Annotated in this window: 20 protein-coding genes; 13 read left to right on the forward strand and 7 right to left on the reverse strand. The window is 60.4% G+C overall.

The genetic code is table 11. The features are described 5' to 3' along the window. Positions 1-100 precede the first annotated feature (100 nt). Together sseA and AC6GQJ_RS10530 are read left to right on the forward strand one after the other, a co-directional pair. The gene (gene sseA, locus AC6GQJ_RS10525) at positions 101-955 is read left to right on the forward strand and encodes a 3-mercaptopyruvate sulfurtransferase (RefSeq protein ID WP_500767956.1); all 855 of its coding nucleotides are present in this window, start codon (positions 101-103) and stop codon (positions 953-955) included. Next, complete coding sequence (locus AC6GQJ_RS10530) at positions 955-2136, forward strand: amino acid aminotransferase (RefSeq protein WP_500773887.1); 1182 nt, start codon at positions 955-957, stop codon at positions 2134-2136. The genes sseA and AC6GQJ_RS10530 overlap by 1 nt, the downstream gene beginning before the upstream one ends. A 101-nt stretch (positions 2137-2237) precedes the next feature. Here AC6GQJ_RS10530 and amt read toward each other — a convergent pair whose 3' ends face one another. Beyond that, positions 2238-3551: an ammonium transporter gene (gene amt, locus AC6GQJ_RS10535; RefSeq protein WP_500767958.1), complete on the reverse strand. Its 1314-nt coding sequence runs from the start codon at positions 3549-3551 to the stop codon at positions 2238-2240. A 27-nt stretch (positions 3552-3578) separates the two neighbouring features. Next, the gene (locus AC6GQJ_RS10540) at positions 3579-3917 is read right to left on the reverse strand and encodes a P-II family nitrogen regulator (RefSeq protein ID WP_415404702.1); all 339 of its coding nucleotides are present in this window, start codon (positions 3915-3917) and stop codon (positions 3579-3581) included. Between the two features lie 251 nt (positions 3918-4168). On the opposite strand from AC6GQJ_RS10540, the gene AC6GQJ_RS10545 reads away from it, so the two are divergent. Then, on the forward strand, positions 4169-6340 hold the full coding sequence (locus AC6GQJ_RS10545; RefSeq protein ID WP_500767961.1) for a transglycosylase domain-containing protein: 2172 nt from the start codon (positions 4169-4171) through the stop codon (positions 6338-6340). 27 nt (positions 6341-6367) lie between these two features. On the opposite strand, the gene AC6GQJ_RS10550 is transcribed toward AC6GQJ_RS10545, so the two are convergent. Both AC6GQJ_RS10550 and AC6GQJ_RS10555 read right to left on the reverse strand, forming a co-directional pair. Beyond that, positions 6368-6955: an MlaC/ttg2D family ABC transporter substrate-binding protein gene (locus AC6GQJ_RS10550; RefSeq protein ID WP_500767963.1), complete on the reverse strand. Its 588-nt coding sequence runs from the start codon at positions 6953-6955 to the stop codon at positions 6368-6370. Between the two features lies 1 nt (position 6956). Beyond that, complete coding sequence (locus AC6GQJ_RS10555; protein WP_500767965.1) at positions 6957-7718, reverse strand: MlaA family lipoprotein; 762 nt, start codon at positions 7716-7718, stop codon at positions 6957-6959. 166 nt (positions 7719-7884) lie between these two features. On the opposite strand from AC6GQJ_RS10555, the gene AC6GQJ_RS10560 reads away from it, so the two are divergent. The 7 genes from AC6GQJ_RS10560 (at position 7885) to AC6GQJ_RS10590 (ending at position 14609) form a co-directional block, all read left to right on the forward strand. Continuing rightward, on the forward strand, positions 7885-9621 hold the full coding sequence (locus tag AC6GQJ_RS10560) for a type I secretion system permease/ATPase (RefSeq protein WP_500767967.1): 1737 nt from the start codon (positions 7885-7887) through the stop codon (positions 9619-9621). Continuing rightward, a complete protein-coding gene (locus tag AC6GQJ_RS10565; protein ID WP_500767968.1) occupies positions 9618-10919 on the forward strand; it encodes an HlyD family type I secretion periplasmic adaptor subunit in 1302 nt (433 codons plus the stop codon). Before AC6GQJ_RS10560 ends, AC6GQJ_RS10565 begins: the two co-directional genes overlap by 4 nt. Before the next feature lie 72 nt (positions 10920-10991). Next, positions 10992-11450: a RidA family protein gene (locus tag AC6GQJ_RS10570; protein WP_500767970.1), complete on the forward strand. Its 459-nt coding sequence runs from the start codon at positions 10992-10994 to the stop codon at positions 11448-11450. Continuing rightward, positions 11447-12217: a glycerophosphodiester phosphodiesterase family protein gene (locus tag AC6GQJ_RS10575; protein WP_500767972.1), complete on the forward strand. Its 771-nt coding sequence runs from the start codon at positions 11447-11449 to the stop codon at positions 12215-12217. The genes AC6GQJ_RS10570 and AC6GQJ_RS10575 overlap by 4 nt, the downstream gene beginning before the upstream one ends. Before the next feature lie 51 nt (positions 12218-12268). Further along, a complete protein-coding gene (locus AC6GQJ_RS10580) occupies positions 12269-13456 on the forward strand; it encodes a GNAT family N-acetyltransferase (protein WP_500767974.1) in 1188 nt (395 codons plus the stop codon). Beyond that, on the forward strand, positions 13453-13749 hold the full coding sequence (locus AC6GQJ_RS10585; RefSeq protein ID WP_500767976.1) for a 4a-hydroxytetrahydrobiopterin dehydratase: 297 nt from the start codon (positions 13453-13455) through the stop codon (positions 13747-13749). Before AC6GQJ_RS10580 ends, AC6GQJ_RS10585 begins: the two co-directional genes overlap by 4 nt. Positions 13750-13754: 5 nt before the next feature. Continuing rightward, positions 13755-14609, forward strand: coding sequence for a mechanosensitive ion channel family protein (locus AC6GQJ_RS10590; protein ID WP_500767978.1), 855 nt, complete (start codon positions 13755-13757; stop codon positions 14607-14609). Between the two features lie 87 nt (positions 14610-14696). Here the strand turns inward: AC6GQJ_RS10590 and AC6GQJ_RS10595 are convergent, their stop codons facing one another. Then, positions 14697-15194, reverse strand: a complete 498-nt coding sequence (locus AC6GQJ_RS10595; protein ID WP_500767980.1) for a lactoylglutathione lyase family protein — start codon at positions 15192-15194, stop codon at positions 14697-14699. A 98-nt stretch (positions 15195-15292) separates the two neighbouring features. On the opposite strand from AC6GQJ_RS10595, the gene AC6GQJ_RS10600 reads away from it, so the two are divergent. Further along, positions 15293-16183, forward strand: coding sequence for a LysR family transcriptional regulator (locus AC6GQJ_RS10600; RefSeq protein ID WP_500773889.1), 891 nt, complete (start codon positions 15293-15295; stop codon positions 16181-16183). Positions 16184-16264: 81 nt separating this feature from the next. Here AC6GQJ_RS10600 and AC6GQJ_RS10605 read toward each other — a convergent pair whose 3' ends face one another. Continuing rightward, positions 16265-16753, reverse strand: coding sequence for a peroxiredoxin (locus AC6GQJ_RS10605; RefSeq protein ID WP_500767982.1), 489 nt, complete (start codon positions 16751-16753; stop codon positions 16265-16267). A gap of 87 nt (positions 16754-16840) precedes the next feature. On the opposite strand from AC6GQJ_RS10605, the gene AC6GQJ_RS10610 reads away from it, so the two are divergent. Beyond that, the gene (locus AC6GQJ_RS10610; RefSeq protein ID WP_500767984.1) at positions 16841-18043 is read left to right on the forward strand and encodes an NAD(P)/FAD-dependent oxidoreductase; all 1203 of its coding nucleotides are present in this window, start codon (positions 16841-16843) and stop codon (positions 18041-18043) included. After that, positions 18040-18597, forward strand: coding sequence for a 16S rRNA (guanine(966)-N(2))-methyltransferase RsmD (gene rsmD, locus AC6GQJ_RS10615; protein ID WP_500767986.1), 558 nt, complete (start codon positions 18040-18042; stop codon positions 18595-18597). Before AC6GQJ_RS10610 ends, rsmD begins: the two co-directional genes overlap by 4 nt. Here rsmD and uraH read toward each other — a convergent pair. Continuing rightward, the gene (gene uraH, locus AC6GQJ_RS10620; RefSeq protein WP_500767988.1) at positions 18582-18941 is read right to left on the reverse strand and encodes a hydroxyisourate hydrolase; all 360 of its coding nucleotides are present in this window, start codon (positions 18939-18941) and stop codon (positions 18582-18584) included. The two genes, rsmD and uraH, sit on opposite strands and share 16 nt — an antisense overlap. Between the last annotated feature and the right edge of the window lie 35 nt (positions 18942-18976).

The raw sequence follows: 18976 nt of genomic DNA on the forward strand, positions 1-18976 counted from the left end.
ACCCGTACAGAGCGGCCCAAATGGGGCACAGGCCCTTGCCAACCTCGCGCCCCGCGCGTAACCCGAAGGCGTTTTAAAAGCGCCCGAGGGGAGCATGGAAATGTACGACGATCCCAAAACGCTTGTATCGACGCAATGGCTTGCCGCGCATCTGAAAGACCCCGATCTGCGGGTGTTGGATGCGTCATGGTATCTGCCGGATGCAAACCGCGATCCACGCGCCGAATATGATGCCGCCCATATCCCCGGCGCACGCTTCTTTGACATCGACGAAATCAGCGATGCGCGCTCGGACCTGCCACACATGGCACCGCCCGCGGAGAAGTTCATGAGCCGGATGCGCGCCATGGGCGTCGGCGACGGGCACCAGATTGTTGTCTATGATGGTGCGGGCCTGATGAGTGCTGCACGCGTCTGGTGGCTGTTCCGTCTGATGGGGCACCGCGACGTGGCTGTGTTGGACGGTGGTTTCCCCAAGTGGCAGGCGGAAGGGCACCCGACCGAAGACATGCCCCCCGTGATCAAGGACCGCCACCTGACGGTGCGCTTCCAGAACCAGCTGGTGCGCGATGTTACCCAAGTTTCCCAAGCGTCCAAGCTGGGCACCACACAGATCGTCGATGCCCGTTCGGCAGCACGTTTTCGCGGCGATGCGCCCGAACCGCGTGAAGGTCTGCGCGCAGGCCACATTCCGGGATCGCGCAACGTGCCGTTCACCGATCTGCTGAACGAAGACAAAACTCTGAAATCACCCGCCGAAACCGTCGCGATTTTCGAAGCCGCCGGTATCGACATGAAAAAGCCCGTGATCACCACCTGCGGGTCGGGCGTGACAGCCGCAGTGCTGGCGCTCGCGCTTGAGCGGGCGGGAAATGACAGTTGGTCGCTTTACGACGGATCGTGGTCCGAATGGGGGCTGTTCCCCACCGTGCCAATCGCAACAGGAGACGCATGATGTTTGAACACCTTACCGCACAGAAGCCGGACGGCATTCTGATGCTGATGCAAATGTACCGTGATGACCCGCGCGACACCAAGGTCGACCTTGGTGTGGGCGTCTATAAAGACGCCAGCGGCAACACGCCCGTCATGCGCGCCGTCAAGGCGGCCGAGCATCAGTTGTGGGAAGCCGAGCAAACCAAATCCTATGTCGGACTTGTCGGCGATCCCGCCTATTCCGACGCGATGATCAAACTGGTGCTGGGCGATGCCGTTGCGCGTGACGCTGTAAGTGCCGCCGCCACACCCGGTGGCACCGGTGCCGTGCGTCAGGCGTTCGAACTGATCAAGATGGCCCGCCCCGAGGCGCGCGTCTTTGTGTCGAACCCGACATGGCCGAACCACCTGTCCATCCTCGACTATCTGGGGATTGAGCGCGTCGCCTATCGTTATTTCGATGACGAAACACGCGGCGTCGATTTTGACGGCATGATTGCCGACCTGAAAACTGCGCGCGCAGGCGACGTGGTGCTGTTGCACGGATGCTGCCACAACCCGACGGGTGCGAACCTTACCATGGCGCAGTGGCAGGATGTGATTGCCGTGCTGCTGGAAACAGGCGCCGTGCCGATGGTCGACATCGCCTATCAGGGCTTTGGCGACGGGCTGGAAGAAGACGCTGCCGCCACACGCGCTGTTGTGTCCTCGGTACCCGAAGCGCTGGTCGCGGCAAGCTGTTCGAAAAACTTCGGCATCTATCGCGAACGCACCGGCATTCTGATGATGGTGGCGGGCGGCACCGACAAGGGCGTGGCCCAAGGCACGCTAGCCTTCCTCAACCGCCAGAACTTTTCCTTCCCGCCGGACCACGGCGCGCGTCTGGTGACGATGATCCTGAACGACGACGCCTTGCGCGCCGACTGGATGGCCGAACTGGAAGAGGTGCGCCTGTCGATGCTGGGCCTGCGTGAACAACTGGCACAAGCCTTGCAACAGCGCGCAGGATCGGACCGTTTCGGCTTTCTTGCCCAGCACCGCGGCATGTTCTCGCGGCTGGGGACGACGCCGGAACTGGTTGCGAAGATGCGGGAAGAGCACGGGATTTACATGGTCGGTGACAGCCGCATGAACATCGCGGGCCTGAACGCCCAAACCATTCCGGTACTTGCCGACGCGATCATCGCCGCTGGCGTCTAAAACAGGCGGGCCGTTGGCCCGCTTGTCTATTTAAACACCACCGCAGATACAAAAAGGCCGCGCATTCCAGCGCAGCCTTTTCTTTACTTTTACCTTCAGGCTTAGCCCTTGGAGAAGTCGGGATAGGCTTCCATGCCCAGTTCCGCCATGTCCAGACCGTTGATCTCGTCTTCTTCGCTGACGCGGATGCCGACGACGGCTTTGAGGATGAACCACAACACGAGGCTGATGACGAAGGTGAACACACCGTAGGCCACGATACCTGTCAGCTGTGCGCTGATGGTTGCGCTGCCGCTGAAGGCAACGGCGATGGTGCCCCAGATACCTGCGAACAGGTGAACCGGAATGGCGCCGACCACGTCGTCGATTTTCAGCTTGTCGAGCAGAGGCACAGTGAAGACCACAATGACGCCGCCCACACCACCGATCAGCAGCGAGCCGAACAGCGAAGGTGCAAGAGGTTCAGCCGTGATGGACACGAGGCCCGCCAGTGCGCCGTTCAGAACCATCGTCAGGTCGGGCTTTTTGTACAGAACCTGTGTCAGGACCAGTGCAACGATTGCACCTGCTGCTGCGGCCATGTTGGTGTTGGCAAAGATGCGCGATACGTCTGTCACGTCACCCACGGTGCCCATCGCCAGCTGCGAACCACCGTTGAAGCCGAACCAGCCGAGCCACAGGATGAATGTACCCAGAGTGGCAAGCGCGAGGTTGGAACCTGGCATTGGAACGGTTTTGCCGTCTTTGTATTTACCCAGACGTGGACCCAGTACGAGGGCACCCGCCAATGCAGCCCAGCCACCGACCGAGTGCACGATTGTCGAACCGGCGAAGTCGGAGAAGCCCAGCTCGGACAACCAGCCGCCGCCCCACTGCCAGGAACCGGAAATCGGGTACATGATACCTGTCAGAACCGCGACAAAGGCAAGGAAGGGCCACAGTTTGATACGCTCGGCCAATGCACCGGACACGATGGACGCGGTCGCAGCTACAAACATCAGCTGGAAGAAGAAGTCGGAACCGACCGACGCATAATCCAGCGACGCATCCGCAGCGCCAAGGCCGACAGGCTCAAGCGATGTGGGGACGAAGTTGAACGCGAAGAAGCCGTTGAAATCACCTGGATACATCAGGTTGAAACCGACCAGCCAGTACATGATGGCCGCCAGCGAGAACAACGCGATGTTCTTGGTCAGCTGCATCGCAACGTTCTTGGAACGCACGAGGCCCGCTTCGAGCATGGCAAAGCCTGCTGCCATCCAGAACACCAGAAAGCCGCCCACAAGGAACAGCAGGGTGGTCATGATATAGGGGCCGATCTCGTCAAAGCCGGGCGCGGCTGCGTCTTGGGCCAAGGCCAGCGTTGGCAGCGCGGTCAGACCCGCACCAACGAGGAGTGAATGTTTCAGTTTCATTGTCCGTGTTTCCCTTTGCTCAGCCGCTTAAATCGCGTCTTCGTTGGTTTCGCCGGTACGCACGCGCACAGCTTGTTCGACGTCGAGGACAAAGATCTTGCCGTCGCCGATTTTACCCGTCTGGGCGGTTTTCGTGATGGTCTGGACGATCTGGTCGGCCATGCCTTCGGCAACCACGATCTCGATTTTGACCTTGGGCACGAAATTCACGGCGTACTCTGCGCCGCGATAGATTTCTGTGTGCCCGGATTGAGAGCCGAAGCCCTTGATTTCTGTGACCATCATACCGCGCACACCGGCTTCGGTCAGCGCTTCGCGCACCTCTTCCAGTTTAAACGGCTTGATCGTTGCTATGATGAGTTTCACCACGTGTCCCCTTCGATTGGCAGGTTGCCCTGCGTTACCAGACGCAAAAGAAGCGATTGCGCTGCGGGGGCAAAGATATCGCGCCCATTTTCCCGTCAGAGTTATCGGCACATGCTCAAAATTTGTGCGCTGTATGTGATGTGCCTAAAAATTAGACAAATAAGAATCGAAACTGTGGCCCGTCGGGGCGTGCCAACGGGGTTGAAAGGCGATAATGTGACCGAAACAAAAGGCCGGGCAGGGGTCAAAAGATGAGTGATTCAAGAAAAGGCAAACGGCCTTTGGTTGCCGACCGACGCTATGGCGCGGGCAAGGCGAAACCCAAACCCACAGCGCGCAAAGCCGCGCCCAAGCGCAAACCGGCGGCGAAAAAGCCGAGGAAGCGCAATATATTCGTGCGCCTGTTCCGCTGGATTCTGCGACTGATCTGGATCGTGACCTGGCGCGTGACGGCCGTGGCTGCGATCATTCTCGCGCTGGTCGTCGGGTATTTCTGGACCACCCTGCCCGAAGTGACCGCGTTGATGGATGGCCGCGCGCGTGGCTCTGTCACGCTGCTGGACCGCGAGGACCGCATCTTTACCCGCCGCGGCGACCAGTTCGGCGGCGCAGTCACGGCACAATCCGTCGCGCCCGCGCTCAAGAACGCCGTCGTCGCGACCGAGGATAAACGCTTTTACCGCCATTTCGGGCTCAGCCCGCGGGGTATCGCCAGCGCGGTGCGCATCAACCTGAGCGAAGGGCGTGGTCCGCTGTCGGGCCATGGCGGGTCGACCATCACACAGCAGACAGCGAAACTGCTGTGCCTTGGCGTGGAATACGATCCAGCAGAGTGGAAGAACGAGGCGGAATATGTCGCCGACTGCCGCCGCAACTCGCTACAGCGCAAGGCGAAGGAGGCGGTCTATGCCCTTGCCATGGAAGCGAAGTATTCCAAGGACGAGATCCTGTCGATCTACCTTAACCGCGCCTATATGGGCGGCGGTGCCTACGGGGCCGAGGCCGCCGCACAGCGCTATTTCGGCAAACCCGCATCGCAGTTGAACCCGTCCGAGGGCGCGATGATTGCAGGCCTGCTGACTGCCCCGTCACGACTGGCCCCCACATCCGACCTTGAACGGTCCCAAGACCGCGCCGCCACGATCCTGCGCCTGATGGGAGAGCAAGGGTATCTCTCTGACGCTGAAGTCGCCCAGTGGCAGCAGAACCCCGCAACCCTGTCCCCTGCGGCGCGGCGCAATGCGGGCGGGTATTTCGCGGACTGGGTGATGTCGACCGGTCCCGAATTTTTTACCCGCAACACCACCGAAGATGTGATTATCCGCACCACGCTTGACCAGCGCCTGCAACGGGCCGCCGAACAGGCACTATCCTATGTGTTCGAGAACAAGGTACGCGCAGGGTCCAAGGCGCAGGCCGCCATCGTCGTGATGGATGCGGACGGTGCGGTACGTGCCATGGTGGGAGGGCGTGAAACGCAGGTCTCCGGCGTGTTCAACCGCGCCATTCAGGCCGAGCGGCAGACCGGATCGGCGTTCAAACCCTTTGTCTATGCCGCCGCGCTCGAACTGGGCTATTCCCCGCTCGACTTTGTGGATGACGCGCCGCTGACCATTAACATCCCCGGATCGGGGCCATGGTCGCCGCGCAACTACACCAACGACTATAAGGGCCGCGTGACGCTTGTTGATGCGCTCAAGGATTCACTGAACATTCCGGCGGTGAAAATCTCGGAAAGTGTCGGGCGCGATCTGGTCCGGCGGGTGGCAAGTGATTTTGGCATCGAAAGCGACCTTGCCGATGGCCCCGCTCTGGCGCTTGGCGCGTCCGAAAGCACCCTGCTGGACATGACGGGGGCCTATGCGGGCATCCTGAACGGCGGGTCGTCCGTTGCGCCCTATGGCCTCGTCGATCTGCGCCTCAAGGGTGATACAGAACCGCTGATGGGATCCGGTGGCGGTATCCGCGAACGCGTAATTGGCGACACAGCGGCGGCCGAACTGATCTGGATGATGGAAAAGGTCGTCAGCGAAGGCACCGGCAAACGCGCCCAGTTCGACGACCGCCAAATCGCAGGCAAAACCGGCACGACCCAAGCGGCGCGGGATGCGTGGTTCATCGGCTTTACCGCTGACTATGTGGCAGGCGTCTGGATGGGGTATGACGACAACACGCCCCTTACCGGCGTAACGGGCGGTGGTCTGCCTGCTGAAATCTGGCGCGAAACCATGGTCCGCGTGCACGAGGGCGTCCCCGCACGCCCCCTGCCGATGCGCGAACCCGAAGGTTACCGCGTGCAGCAACAGGCCCCCGCACCGCAACCCAACACACAGCCACGCCAACAGAACCGGCCAAGCAAGGCCGAGAACCTGATCGAAAAACTGGTGCGGGATATTTTCGGGGGAAATCTCGGCAACAGATAAAGTTGCCGAGATTACATTGCGGGGCGATTAGCCCGCTGTTTGAAGCTGTTTGATCATCGCATCGATGTCGCCGCCATTGCGGTCGATCATCGCGCCGATCTCTGTCCGTTCGGTCAGCAGCAGGTTGATGCCTTCGATGAACATGTTGAAGAACAGATCGCGACCCGACCGGTCAGACACATGGAAAGTCACGGTAAAGGGGGACTCCCCACTGAGATAGGCGGTGGTGTCGACCTCGTACCAGTTCTTGACCTTCTTGACGCGCTGCACCTCAAGCCGCCCGCCGATGAACTCGCGGAAGCGTTTGCCGTATTTGCGCGCCACATATCCTTGGAACGCATCCGAAAACGCACGCTTTTGCGCAGCAGAGGCGGTGCGCCCGTCCGCGCCCATCGCATAGGCGGCGATGTAGGACGTGTCGCTATAGCGGGCAAAGATGCGTTCGAATTCGCGGAACATTGCGTTTTCGCCTTTGCCGGATGCGATCACCTTGTTGATGTCAGCGACCAAGGTGTCGATCAGCTGCTTGGCACTGGCTTCGGTCAGCGCAAATGCCGGCAGTGCGGGCATCAGCGTTGCGGCCCCTGTCAGGGCGATGAAATTGCGTCGGTCCATATCAAAAACCTTCCGTGCTTAGTTCAAATGGGTCGATTTCAGTGTCCGCAGAGGCATCGCCCAGTTTGAACCGGCGGTTCTGCAAATAGATCAGGCGCGCTTGGGCATAGCTGTCGGCGCTGTCATACAGGATCGAATCCACCGTTTCCGAGAACCGCCCCCGCGAGCTGAGGCCCGCAGCAACAGAGGCGCCGGTGCCATAGTATTTCTCGGGGCTGTTCATCGTATAGCTGAGCGGGTTGGTGAACAGATCGACGAATTTGCCGGTCGCGTTGCGCGTAGTGGACGGGCCCAACAAGGGCAGTTCGATATAGGCCCCCTCGTTCGCGCCCCAGACATAAAGCGTTTCGCCAAAGTCGGTGTCGTGATTGGCCATCTTGAATTCTGTTGCCACGTCGAAAAAGCCCAGCAGCCCCAGCGTCGAGTTGACGGTGAAACGCAAGGTCGACTGGCCAAGACCGCGCAAATTGCCCTGCAACAGGCTGTTCACCATGACCGACGGCTGGCCAAGGTTGACGGCAAAATTGGTCACGCTGTCCTCAACCTCGTCCGGCAGCACAGTCGAATAGCCGACCGCCGCGGGGCGCACGATGGCGCGGTCCAGACCACGGTTAAAGGCATGCACACGGCGGTTCTGCGGCTCGTAAGGGTCGTTGATCCCGTCCGCAGTCATGACACTTCCGTTGGACCCCGCACAGGCGGCAAGGGATGCAACAGCCACCAGCACCAAGGCGCCGCGCTGCAGGCGAGTGAAAAGGGTCAAAGTATTTCTCCGGTGACTATTCGTATCGGTTACTTAGTGTTTCTGTGTAAAATGCCTATACCGTGCAAAACGCATTTGCACGGCTGTGGCACTTGCGTGACACGAAAATTAAGAGATAGCTGGCACAAACCCGGCCTCCAACGACCAAGCGAGCGAAAAGGTGCCTATGCAAAGTGACGTGAAAAAACTGGGTCGGGCAGAATTGCGGTCGACACGGGTCAAATCGCGCAGCCTGTATTGGACCGTCGGGATTTTCAGCCTTTTCGCCAACCTGCTGATGCTGACCGGCCCGATCTATATGTTGCAGGTCTATGACCGCGTGTTGGGCAGCAAAAGCGTTGAAACATTGATCGCTTTGTCGCTGTTGGTGGTGTTCCTCTATGGCGTCATGGGCATTCTCGACTACACCCGCGGGCGCATCATGGCTCGTGTCGGGGCGCGGTTTCAGGCCGCGCTCGACCGCCGTGTCTTTGACGCCGTCGTGCGCAAGGCCGCGATCGCGCCAGATGCACGCACGCAGTCGGGTCTTGCCGATCTTGAGGCGATCCAGCGCCTTTTGACCTCGCCCGTTTTGATGGCCGTTTTCGATTTGCCGTGGACGCCTATTTTTATAGCAGCAATCTTTGTTTTCCACCCGATGCTGGGCTGGTTGGCGGTTGTGGGCGGCGCGGTTCTGATTCTGATCGCCCTTGCCAACCAAATGCTATCGCGCCTGCCGCAACTGCGGGCCGGTCAGGCAGGCCAAGCTGCCAGCGCCATGTCCGACCAGCTACGGATCGAGGCCGAAATGGTGCAAGCCATGGGGATGCGCCGCGCCGCTTTTGACCGCTGGCAACAGGCGCGCGGCACGGCGCTTGACGAACAGATACGCGCCACCGATGTGGGCGGCGGTTTTACCTCGCTTACCAAAACGCTGCGCCTGTTTCTGCAAAGCGCGATGCTGGGCCTTGGGGCCTATCTGGTGTTGCAGAACGAAATGACGCCGGGTGCGATGATCGCGGGGTCTATTTTGCTGGGCCGCGCCCTCGCCCCGATCGAATTGATGCTAACGCAATGGCCCATAGTACAGCGCGCCGCCAAGGGTTGGGATGAACTGTCCGAACTGCTGGGCGCGGTCCCTGCCGAACAGCCACGTACCGCCCTGCCGAAACCCGCCGCACGTCTGGTGGCCAAGGCGCTGACCGTGGTCGCACCGGGGGAAAAGTCGGCCGCCCTGCGTGCGCTTAACTTCGAATTGCCGCCCGGCCATGCGGTGGGCGTTATCGGCCCGTCCGGTGCGGGGAAATCCACACTTGCGCGGTGCGTCACCGGCGTCTGGCGGCCTGCGGGCGGGTCGATCCGGCTGGATGCGGCGGCGCTGGATCAATATGCGCCCGAGGTGCTGGGCCAGCACATCGGATACCTGCCGCAACGCGTGCAATTGTTCGACGGCACCATCGCGGAAAACATTGCCCGCCTGTCGCTGGAACCCGACGCGGAAAAGGTCGTTGCCGCCGCGCAGAAGGCCGACGCGCACAAGATGATCCTCGAACTGCCCGACGGGTATGACACGCGGATCAATTCCGGCCAGCAACGCCTGTCCGGCGGACAGATCCAGCGCATCGGGTTGGCGCGTGCGCTGTATGACGATCCGGTAATCCTTGTGCTGGACGAACCCAATTCAAACCTCGACAACGAAGGCACGCTGGCTCTGAACAAGGCGATTAGATCGCTAAAGGCGGACGGGCGGTCGGTGATGATCATGGCGCACCGTCCTGCGGCCATTCAGGAATGCGACCTGCTGCTGGTGATCGACGGCGGCGTGCGCACCGCCTTTGGCCCGAAAGACGAGGTGCTGAAATCCATGGTCAAAAACCATCAGGAAATCCAACGCGCGCCCCAAGGTGCCGGAGGTGTCTCATGAGCGATTCGCGCTGGTCCGCCACCGTTCCGGTCACGCTGGGATTTCTTGGTCTCATCGTGCTGCTCGGTGGTTTCGTTGCGTGGGCAACCCTGACCCAGATCGCGGGCGCAATCATCGCCCCGGGCCGGATCGAGGTCGATCAGAACCGTCAGATTGTGCAGCACCCCGTCGGCGGCGTCGTGTCGGAAATCGCGGTCAAGGAAGGCGACAGCGTGCAAGCGGGTGATCTGCTGCTGCAACTGGATGTGCGCCAGCTGGAATCGACACTGTCCATCGTCGAAGGGCAGCTTTTCGAACTGATGGCACGACGCGGGCGGCTGTCGGCGGAACGGGACGGGCGCGACACCATCACCTTTGACGCCGAACTGCTGTCCCTTGCCGACACGCGGCCCGAAATCGCCGAACTGGTCGAAGGACAGCGGAACCTGTTCTTTGCCCGCCGCCACTCCGTGGCGCGCCAGACCGAACAACTGGCGCAACGCGCCGACCAGACCCGCAACCAGATCGTCGGCATCACCGCGCAAGAAGCATCGCTTGCCCGCCAGCTCGAACTGATCGAACAGGAACTGACCGCCCAGCAAAGCCTGCTGGACCGTGGTTTGACGCAAGCCTCGGGCGTGTTGGCACTGCAACGGCAATCGGCGTCTTTGGATGGACAGTTGGGCGAACTTGCTGCCGCCAAGGCGCAATCAGAACAGCGCATCACCGAGATCGAAATAGAAGTGCTGCGCCTGTCCTCGACGCGACGCGAAGAGGCGATTGGCCGTTTGCGCGACCTGCGCGCGCGCGAGTTGGAACTGGTTGAGGAACGCCAATCCCTGCTGGCCGAAATCGAACAGATGCAAATTCGCGCCCCCGTGTCCGGCATTGTCTATGGCATGCGGGTCCAGACGCTACGGTCGGTGGTGCGCGGGGCCGATCCAGTGCTGTTCCTTATTCCGCAGGACCGCCCGCTGGTCATCGCCGCCCGTGTTGATCCGATCCATATCGACCAGATTATCACCGGCCAGCAGGTCAATCTGCGCTTTTCCGCGTTGGACCAACGCACGACTCCCGAACTGGTGGGGCAAGTTGCCATCGTCTCTGCCGATGCGTTTGAGGATGAAAATATAGGCATCAGCTATTACCGCGCCGAAATAACCCTCAACCCCGGTGAGCTTAGCAAACTGGCCGACGGGCAGGTTCTGTTGCCCGGTATGCCGGTCGAGGCGTTTATCCGCACAGCGGACCGATCGCCGATGGCCTATCTGGTCAAACCGCTGGCGGACTATTTCAACCGCGCCTTCCGCGAATCCTAATCTTGGGCCTTTTCGATCCGGTGCGCTGCGGATAGCGTCGCGCCGACTGACATTTTGAAAAGGATCCCTCCCATGTCCATCGAATCCCGCCTTGCCGAACTGGGCGTCACATTGCCTGACGCCCCTGCCCCCGCCGCCAACTATGTGCCTTTTGTTCAGGTCGGCGACATCGTCTATGTGTCGGGTCAGATTTCGAATGGACCGGACGGGTTGGTCAAGGGCAAGCTGGGCGCGGACATGGACACCGCCGCAGGGGCCGAAGCAGCGAAACTCTGCGCTATCAGCCTGCTCGCACAGGTCAAAGCGGCCTGTGGTGGCGACATCGACCGCCTTGTGCGGGTTGTGAAGCTGACCGCCTTTGTGAACTCCACCGCCGACTTTACCGAACAGCCCCAAGTCGTGAACGGATGTTCCGATTTCATGGTCGAAGCATTGGGTGACGCGGGTCGGCACAGCCGTTCGGCCGTGTCCGCAGCTGCGCTGCCACTGGGTGTCGCGGTCGAGATCGAAGGCATCTTCCAGATCAAATGACCCCACGCCTTGATCCTGCGTTTCTGGGCGCGCCGCTGGCACATCGCGCATTGCATGATGTGACGGACGGGCGTCCCGAAAACAGTCGCGCGGCGATCCGCGCGGCCATCGCGCATGGCTATGGCATTGAAATCGATGTGCAACTGTCTGCCGATGGCGTGGCCATGGTGTTCCACGACTACGCACTGGATCGACTGGCCGAGGCGCAGGGCCCGATCCGCGCCCTTGATGCGGCCACGCTGGGCCGCATCCCACTGCTGGGCGGCGCGGACGAGACGATTCCGACCCTGACCGACGTTCTGGAACTGGTCGCAGGGCAGGTACCGCTGCTGATCGAGATTAAGGATCAGGATGGCGCGATGGGCCCGAATATCGGCCCGCTCGAGGACGCAACCGCCGCCGCGCTCAAGGGCTATGCCGGACCTGTCGCCCTGATGTCGTTCAACCCCCATGCCGTGGCGCGGATGGCGGATGTTTGCCCCGACATCCCGCGGGGTCTTACCACCAGCGCCTATGATCCCGCTGAATGGCCCCTGAGCGAACAGACGTGCGACCGGCTGCGCGCTATTCCGGATTTCGACCGCGTTGGTGCCAGTTTCATCAGTCACGAAGCACCGGATCTGGCCCGCCCCCGCGTGGCCGAGATAAAGGCCCTAGGCGCGAACGTACTGTGCTGGACCATCAAATCGCCCGAGGCCGAAGCAGAGGCTCGGGCAGTCGCTGAAAATGTCACCTTTGAAGGGTATCTGCCCCCGCTTCACGGTTGAAGATTACGCCCGTCGCTACACATTCAAAACCCCAAGCCGAGGAAAGACCGCGTGTCAGAGCAAGAGATCGAAATTCGTGTTCTGTCCAGCCTGAACGCGATTGACGCCGAAACATGGGATGCCTGCGCCTGCCCCGAGGCGGCGAATGGCGGGCGGCCCAATGATCCGTTCACCACGCACCGTTTCCTCAAGGCGCTGGAGGACAGCCATTCCGTTGGCGCGGGCACAGGATGGCAGCCCCAATACCTGCAGGCGGTGATGGCCGGACAGACGATTGCCGTCGCGCCGATGTATGCCAAGGGTCACAGTCAGGGCGAATACATCTTTGACCACAACTGGGCGCATGCCTACGAACGGTCTGGCCACCGCTATTACCCGAAATTGCAGATCGCGGTGCCACATACCCCCGCCACGGGGCGGCGGTTCCTAACGCATCCCGATTTCCCCGAAACGGGCCTTGCCGCGCTAGTGCAAGGGGCGGTGCAACTGGCGGCCAACAACGAACTCAGTTCGTTGCACATCACCTTCTGTACCGAGGCCGAACGCGACGCGGGCGTCGAGATGGGCCTGATGGGGCGCACGACACAGCAATTCCACTGGCTGAACGCGGGCTATGCCGATTTTGACGCATTTCTGAACAGCCTTAGCAGTCGCAAGCGCAAGAACATGCGCAAGGAACGCGCGCAGGCGCAGGGCTTTGGCGGGACAATCCGCACCTATACGGGCGATGATCTGAAACGCGAACACTGGGATGCGTTCTGGGAGTTCTATCAGGACACAGGCGCGCGCAAATGGGGCACGCCATATCTGACGCGGCGGTTTTTTGCGATTGCGCAGGAAACGCTACGCGACGACATGGCATTGGTACTGGCCGAACGGGATGGACGTTTTGTGGCGGGCGCATTGAACTTTATCGGCGCCCAGACGTTATACGGCCGTTATTGGGGGTGTGTCGAACACCACCCCTGTTTGCATTTCGAGTTGTGCTATTACCGCGCAATCGACTTTGCGATCGAACACGGGCTGGCGCGGGTCGAGGCAGGCGCGCAAGGCGAACACAAACTGGCACGTGGATATCTGCCAACCCAGACCCACAGCCTGCACTGGGTAGGTGACGCAGGATTTGCCGACGCCATCGCAAGATACCTCGAAGCCGAACGTGAGGCGGTGGAAGAGGAGATAGAAATTCTCACGGATTACGGCCCGTTCAAGCGGGTCCGTATTGAGGAACAGGAATGACCGAGCTTTTGAGCGCTGAAACACGGGCCACGTTGTTGGACCCGTTGTTGAAAACCGGATGGGAAATGACCTCCGACCGAGACGCGATCCACAAGACCTTTGAATTCGAGGACTTCGTAGATGCGTTCGGCTGGATGACACAGGTCGCCATCTGGGCCGAAAAATGGAACCACCACCCCGAGTGGACGAACGTATACAAAACAGTCGATGTGACCTTGACGACGCATGATGTCGGTGGCCTTAGCCCGCTAGACGCGAAACTGGCGCGCAAGATGGACGGACTGGCGGAGTAAGAAGAATGGAACAGTTGCAACAATTTCTGGATATTGAAATCTGGCAGGACAATTCGATTGGCGACTATCTGTCGCTGGAGTTTCTGGCATCTCTTTTCGGGTCGGTTCTGGCCGCCATCCTGATCCTGACTGTCGGTTGGATCATCGCCGCTTGGCTGGGTCGCCGCGTGACCGCCATCGGCACGCGCAGCCGTCATCTTGACGACACGCTGTTCAACTTCCTCGGCTCTATTGTCCGCTATGTGATCTTGGGCTTTACCGCGCTGATCGTGCTGAACACCTTCGGGGTGCAGACGACGTCGGTTGTGGCCGCTGTCGGTGCCGCAGGTTTGGCCATTGGTCTGGCCTTGCAGGGCACGCTGTCCAATGTGGCGGCGGGCGTCATGCTGATCCTGTTCCGCCCGCTTAAGATCGGTGATTTTGTCGAGGTCGCGGGCAAGATGGGTACCGTCAAGGACGTTACACTGAACTTCACCGAACTCGCGAACCTGAGCAACGTTCAGGTGATCATCCCCAACTCCGAAGTGTGGGGGAACACGATCGACAACTATTCGGTTTATCCAACACGGCGCGCCGAATGGACCTTTGGCGTTGGCTATGGTGCGAACCTCAAGCGCGCGGAAGAGGTCATTCATGCCACGATCATGGCGGACGAGCGGTCCCTCACCGAACCGAAACCCTTTGTTCAGGTGAACAACCTTAACGACAGTTCGGTCGATTTTCTGGTGCGCGTCTGGTGCAACAGCGGGGACTACTTCCAGTATCAGGCCGACATGAAACGCCGTGTGAAAGAGGCGCTTGACGCCGAAGGGATCGACATCCCCTTCCCCACACGCACCATCGTGCAAGCAGCCGAGTGATCTTGGCGCGCATAGGTTAACCGCTTGCGAATTCATTAAAGGCTGCCGGAATTCTCTCCGGCAGCCTTTTTCGTTTTCAGACCTGCATCACGAATACGCGCCAGCGGAATAAGTCAGTTCATAGCTGTGGCTATAGAGTTCGAAGACAATGCCGAACGGGTCTTCGACATAGACCATGCGATAGGGTTTTTCGTCAGGGAAATACTGGCGCACTGGCATCCGCTGTTTGCCACCCGCCGCGACGATCTTTTCCAGCAGATCCTCAAGGTTGGGATCCTGAATCGCAAAGTGGAAGGTGCCATGCTGGCGGTAGTTGAGGTTGTCCGCCGGTGCCTCGTTTCCTTCGAATTCGAACAGTTCGAACCCAATCCGGTCTGCTGTGGCCATATGCGCAATGCGTATACGGCCCCAGCCGTCGCCGAAAACGTCGGTGCACATCTGGCCGATGTCGCTGCCATCCTCGACGATGACGGTGGGTTCCATGATCACATAGAACCCGAGTACGTCGCGGTAGAATGCGACCGCCTTTTCAAGGTCCGGTACGGACAGGCCGATATGAGAGAACGTGCGCGGTGTGGGTGTCATTGTGTTTCCTTTCAACTGTGTTGATTGGAATGTAGGTGGACGATGCGCACATTAAAAATTATCATATCTCATCATTTTTATAACCGTTTGAGATGAACATGCTGAACGCCACATGGCTCGAAACCTTCACCACACTTTGCGAGGTCCGGCATTTCACCCGCACGGCTGACGTGCTGGGCATGACCCAACCCGGGGTGTCACAGCATGTGAACAAGCTGGCCGCGCAAGTGGGCAAACCGCTGATCGTGAAGGACGGGAAATCCTTTACCCTCACCCCTGCGGGAGAGGCCGTGCAGGCCGTCGGCCTTGCGCGCCGCGCGCAGGAACGGGCCTTGCGCGATGCGGTCCGCGGGGATGATCCGACAGTGGGCGAGGTTAGCATCGGCTGCTCGGGCAGTTTTGCGATGTGGCTTTATCCCCACCTGCTTAAGCGGATGAAGGACGCGCCCGATCTGGTCATCAACGTGACCGCCGCGCCGCACCAGACGATTGTAAGCTCGGTCCTGAACGGGGCGTTCGACCTTGGCATTGTCGCCGAGGATGTCCACCACCCGCGACTGCAAGCGCAGCCGCTCGCGCAAGAAGAGCTTTGCCTTGTCGTGCCGAAATCGCTGGCGGGGGAACCCTTTGACCTTACCCGCCTCGACGCGCTTGGCTTTGTCGCGCATCCTGATGGCTACGCCTATGCGGATGATTTGTTTTCGGCGAATTTTGATGGGGAATATAAGGGCGCGGACCGGCTGCGGGTACGAACCTTTGTCAACCAGATCGGGCAAATCCCGATCCCCGTGGCGCAGGGGCTGGGATATACGATCCTGCCCAAATCCGGTGTGGATGCCTTTGCAGGGCGGGATGCGTTGACGGTGATCCCATTGCCGACCCGCCGATATCAGGATTTACGCATCATATCCCGCAAGGGCCGCACAGATATCGCGCGCATTGCCACGCTTTGCGATCTGATCGGGCGCGTCACGGCTTCTTGGCAATAAGGTAAATGGCGCGCCGCAGCTTCAGCGCGCCATCATAGATTTCGCTTCACACCGCCCCAGACAGGGCAGCGCGGTCACGGATTACATCGCGGCCAGCAAGCCTTCGCCACCGGACACGTCGCAGACGCCTGGCGCTTCTTCTTCTTGCATCAGGGTCACGACGCCATCCTCAACCACCATGGCATAGCGTTTGGAACGGTTGATCAGGCCCGCAGGTGGTGCGGTGAATGCACGGCCCATGGCGTTTGTGAACGCGCCGTCGGCGTCGCCCAGCATCGTGATCCCAGCCTCGTTCGCGCCCGTGCTGTCGCCCCATGCCTTCATCACGAACGGGTCATTGACCGACACGCAGATGATTTCGTCCACGCCCTTGGCTTCGAACTGGTCTTTGGTGCGGATAAAGCTGGGAACATGCGCCGTGCTGCACACGCCTGTGTAGGCACCTGGCAGGGCAAAGATCACAACCTTACGCCCTTTTGTCTTGTCGCTCAGCTTGACCTGCGCGGGCCCTTCGTCGCCCATATAGGACAAGGTTGCGTCGGGAAGTTTGTCGCCTTGGGAAATTGTCATGGGTTCGGACCTTTCTTGGAATTGCGTCAGTCTTGTTCTGGGATATAGGCTGCGGACGGGCAAAGGGCGAGAGTAAAGGTGAGTGCGATGGACCATGTGATTGTGATCGGTGCGGGACAGGCGGGGTCATCCTGCGTGGCCAAACTGCGCAATGGCGGGTTCACCGGCAAGGTGACTTTGATCGGGGCAGAAACCGCGCCGCCCTATCAACGCCCGCCTTTGTCCAAGGCCTATTTGATGGGCGACATGCCGCTTGAGCGGCTGTATCTGCGCCCCGAAGCGTTTTATGCCGATCAGGGGATCGAGCTGCGCACCGGCACCGAAGTGTCCGCCATTGATACCACCGCCCGCACTGTGACCATAGATGACGGCGTACTGTCCTATAGCGATCTTGTCCTTGCCACAGGCTCGACCCCGCGTCGCCTGCCCGGTGCCATCGGCGGTGATCTGGACGGGGTGTTCGTTGTGCGCGATCTGGCCGATGTCGATGCGATGGCCCCCCGTTTCTCAAGCGGCGCGCGCGTACTGATCGTCGGCGGCGGCTACATCGGGCTTGAGGCGGCCTCGGTCGCGGCCAAACTGGGCCTGCAGGTGGTTCTGGTCGAAATGGCCGACCGTATCCTGCAACGGGTCGCCGCGCCCGAAACCAGCGACTATTTCCGTGCACTGCACGCAAACTACGGCGTCGATATCCGCGAATCCGTCGGGCTTGAGCGGTTGACCGGCGACGGGGCGGTCAGCGGCGCGGTTCTGTCGGACGGTACGACACTGGACGTGGATTTCGTAATTGTGGGCGTCGGCATCGCGCCCAACACCGCATTGGCCGAAGCGGCAGGTATCGCCATCGACAACGGCATCGCAACGGACACGCACGGGCGCACATCGGTGCCGCATGTCTGGGCCGCAGGGGATTGCGCATCCTTCCCCTATCAAGGCGGGCGCATCCGGTTGGAAAGCGTACCGAACGCGATTGATCAGGCCGAATGCGTGGCTGAAAACATCATGGGCGCCCAGCGCGAATACACCGCACGCCCTTGGTTCTGGTCGGACCAGTATGATGTGAAATTGCAGATTGCAGGCCTCAACACCGGATATGACCGCGTGATCACCCGCGATGGCGGGGCCGCGAAATCCTTTTGGTACTATCGTGGCGACAAGCTGTTGGCAGTGGATGCCGCCAATGATCCGCGCGCATATATGATCGGAAAACGCCTGATCGAAGCCGGCAAAACCGCCGATCCAGCAGTGGTGGCGGACGCCGCTAGTGACCTCAAGGCGCTCCTCAAGTGAGGATCATCGCGGGACGTTGGCGCGGCACACCTTTGGCATCGGTGGGCAAGGGGGATCCGGCGGCGCATTTGCGGCCCACCCCCGACCGCGTGCGCGAGGCGCTGTTTTCCATGTTGAACAGTCGCGGCGTACTACAGGATGCCCATGTGCTGGATCTGTTTGCAGGTACTGGCGCGCTGGGCTTTGAAGCATTGTCTCGGGGGGCGGTCAGCGCGCTGTTCGTGGAAAACGGGCGCGTCGGGCAAAAGCTGATCACGGACAACATCGCAAAACTCGGCGCGCGGGACGAGGCAAAGCTGATGCGCGGCGATGCCACCCGCCTTGGCGCATGGCCCGGGCCACTGTTTGATTTGGTGTTTCTGGACCCGCCTTATGGCAAGGGAATGGGTGAGAAGGCGCTGGAGGTTGTGCGTGACTGGCTGACCCCGGATGCGCTTGTTGTGTGGGAAGAAAGCGCGCCGATGATCGCCCCCGCAGGCTATGCCCCTGTGGACCAGCGCCGGTTCGGCACCTCGCACATCACCCTGATCCGCCGCGATCAGGATCCGCGATAGGTGGAATAGCCGAACGGCGACAGCAACAGCGGCACGTGATAGTGCGCCGTGTCATCCGAAATGCCAAAGCGGATCGGTATCTGGTCAAGGAACTTGATTTCTTCGCCGTTCAGCGCGTGCGTGTCCAGATAGTCACCGCACTCAAAGATTAACTCGTACTGTCCGGCGGTCATCTCGCCGACCGGAAGGATCGGCGCATCGGTCCGCCCGTCGGAGTTTGTCACGGCCTGTGCTATTTTTTTGTGCGAATTGCCGGACACCCGATACAAAGTGATGGGTATTCCTGCCGCTGGCATGCCGCGCGCAGTGTCCAGAACATGTGTTGTCAGATATCCGTCAGCCATTATAACCTGCCCAAAGTTCGCACCATTCGTGCGCA

This window comes from Tateyamaria sp. 7Alg 36 (genome assembly GCF_059882455.1).

What these genes read in the sequence shown, in the direction of transcription:
- AC6GQJ_RS10530 (WP_500773887.1), top strand. Translation starts at nt 955, where the DNA reads ATGTTTGAACACCTTACCGCACAGAAGCCGGACGGCATTCTGATGCTG.
- AC6GQJ_RS10605 (WP_500767982.1), bottom strand. Translation starts at nt 16,753, where the DNA reads ATGACAATTTCCCAAGGCGACAAACTTCCCGACGCAACCTTGTCCTAT.
- AC6GQJ_RS10575 (WP_500767972.1), top strand. Translation starts at nt 11,447, where the DNA reads ATGACCCCACGCCTTGATCCTGCGTTTCTGGGCGCGCCGCTGGCACAT.
- sseA (WP_500767956.1), top strand. Translation starts at nt 101, where the DNA reads ATGTACGACGATCCCAAAACGCTTGTATCGACGCAATGGCTTGCCGCG.
- AC6GQJ_RS10595 (WP_500767980.1), bottom strand. Translation starts at nt 15,194, where the DNA reads ATGACACCCACACCGCGCACGTTCTCTCATATCGGCCTGTCCGTACCG.
- AC6GQJ_RS10610 (WP_500767984.1), top strand. Translation starts at nt 16,841, where the DNA reads ATGGACCATGTGATTGTGATCGGTGCGGGACAGGCGGGGTCATCCTGC.
- AC6GQJ_RS10600 (WP_500773889.1), top strand. Translation starts at nt 15,293, where the DNA reads ATGCTGAACGCCACATGGCTCGAAACCTTCACCACACTTTGCGAGGTC.
- AC6GQJ_RS10560 (WP_500767967.1), top strand. Translation starts at nt 7,885, where the DNA reads ATGCAAAGTGACGTGAAAAAACTGGGTCGGGCAGAATTGCGGTCGACA.
- AC6GQJ_RS10565 (WP_500767968.1), top strand. Translation starts at nt 9,618, where the DNA reads ATGAGCGATTCGCGCTGGTCCGCCACCGTTCCGGTCACGCTGGGATTT.
- AC6GQJ_RS10550 (WP_500767963.1), bottom strand. Translation starts at nt 6,955, where the DNA reads ATGGACCGACGCAATTTCATCGCCCTGACAGGGGCCGCAACGCTGATG.
- AC6GQJ_RS10585 (WP_500767976.1), top strand. Translation starts at nt 13,453, where the DNA reads ATGACCGAGCTTTTGAGCGCTGAAACACGGGCCACGTTGTTGGACCCG.
- amt (WP_500767958.1), bottom strand. Translation starts at nt 3,551, where the DNA reads ATGAAACTGAAACATTCACTCCTCGTTGGTGCGGGTCTGACCGCGCTG.
- AC6GQJ_RS10545 (WP_500767961.1), top strand. Translation starts at nt 4,169, where the DNA reads ATGAGTGATTCAAGAAAAGGCAAACGGCCTTTGGTTGCCGACCGACGC.
- AC6GQJ_RS10590 (WP_500767978.1), top strand. Translation starts at nt 13,755, where the DNA reads ATGGAACAGTTGCAACAATTTCTGGATATTGAAATCTGGCAGGACAAT.
- AC6GQJ_RS10570 (WP_500767970.1), top strand. Translation starts at nt 10,992, where the DNA reads ATGTCCATCGAATCCCGCCTTGCCGAACTGGGCGTCACATTGCCTGAC.
- uraH (WP_500767988.1), bottom strand. Translation starts at nt 18,941, where the DNA reads ATGGCTGACGGATATCTGACAACACATGTTCTGGACACTGCGCGCGGC.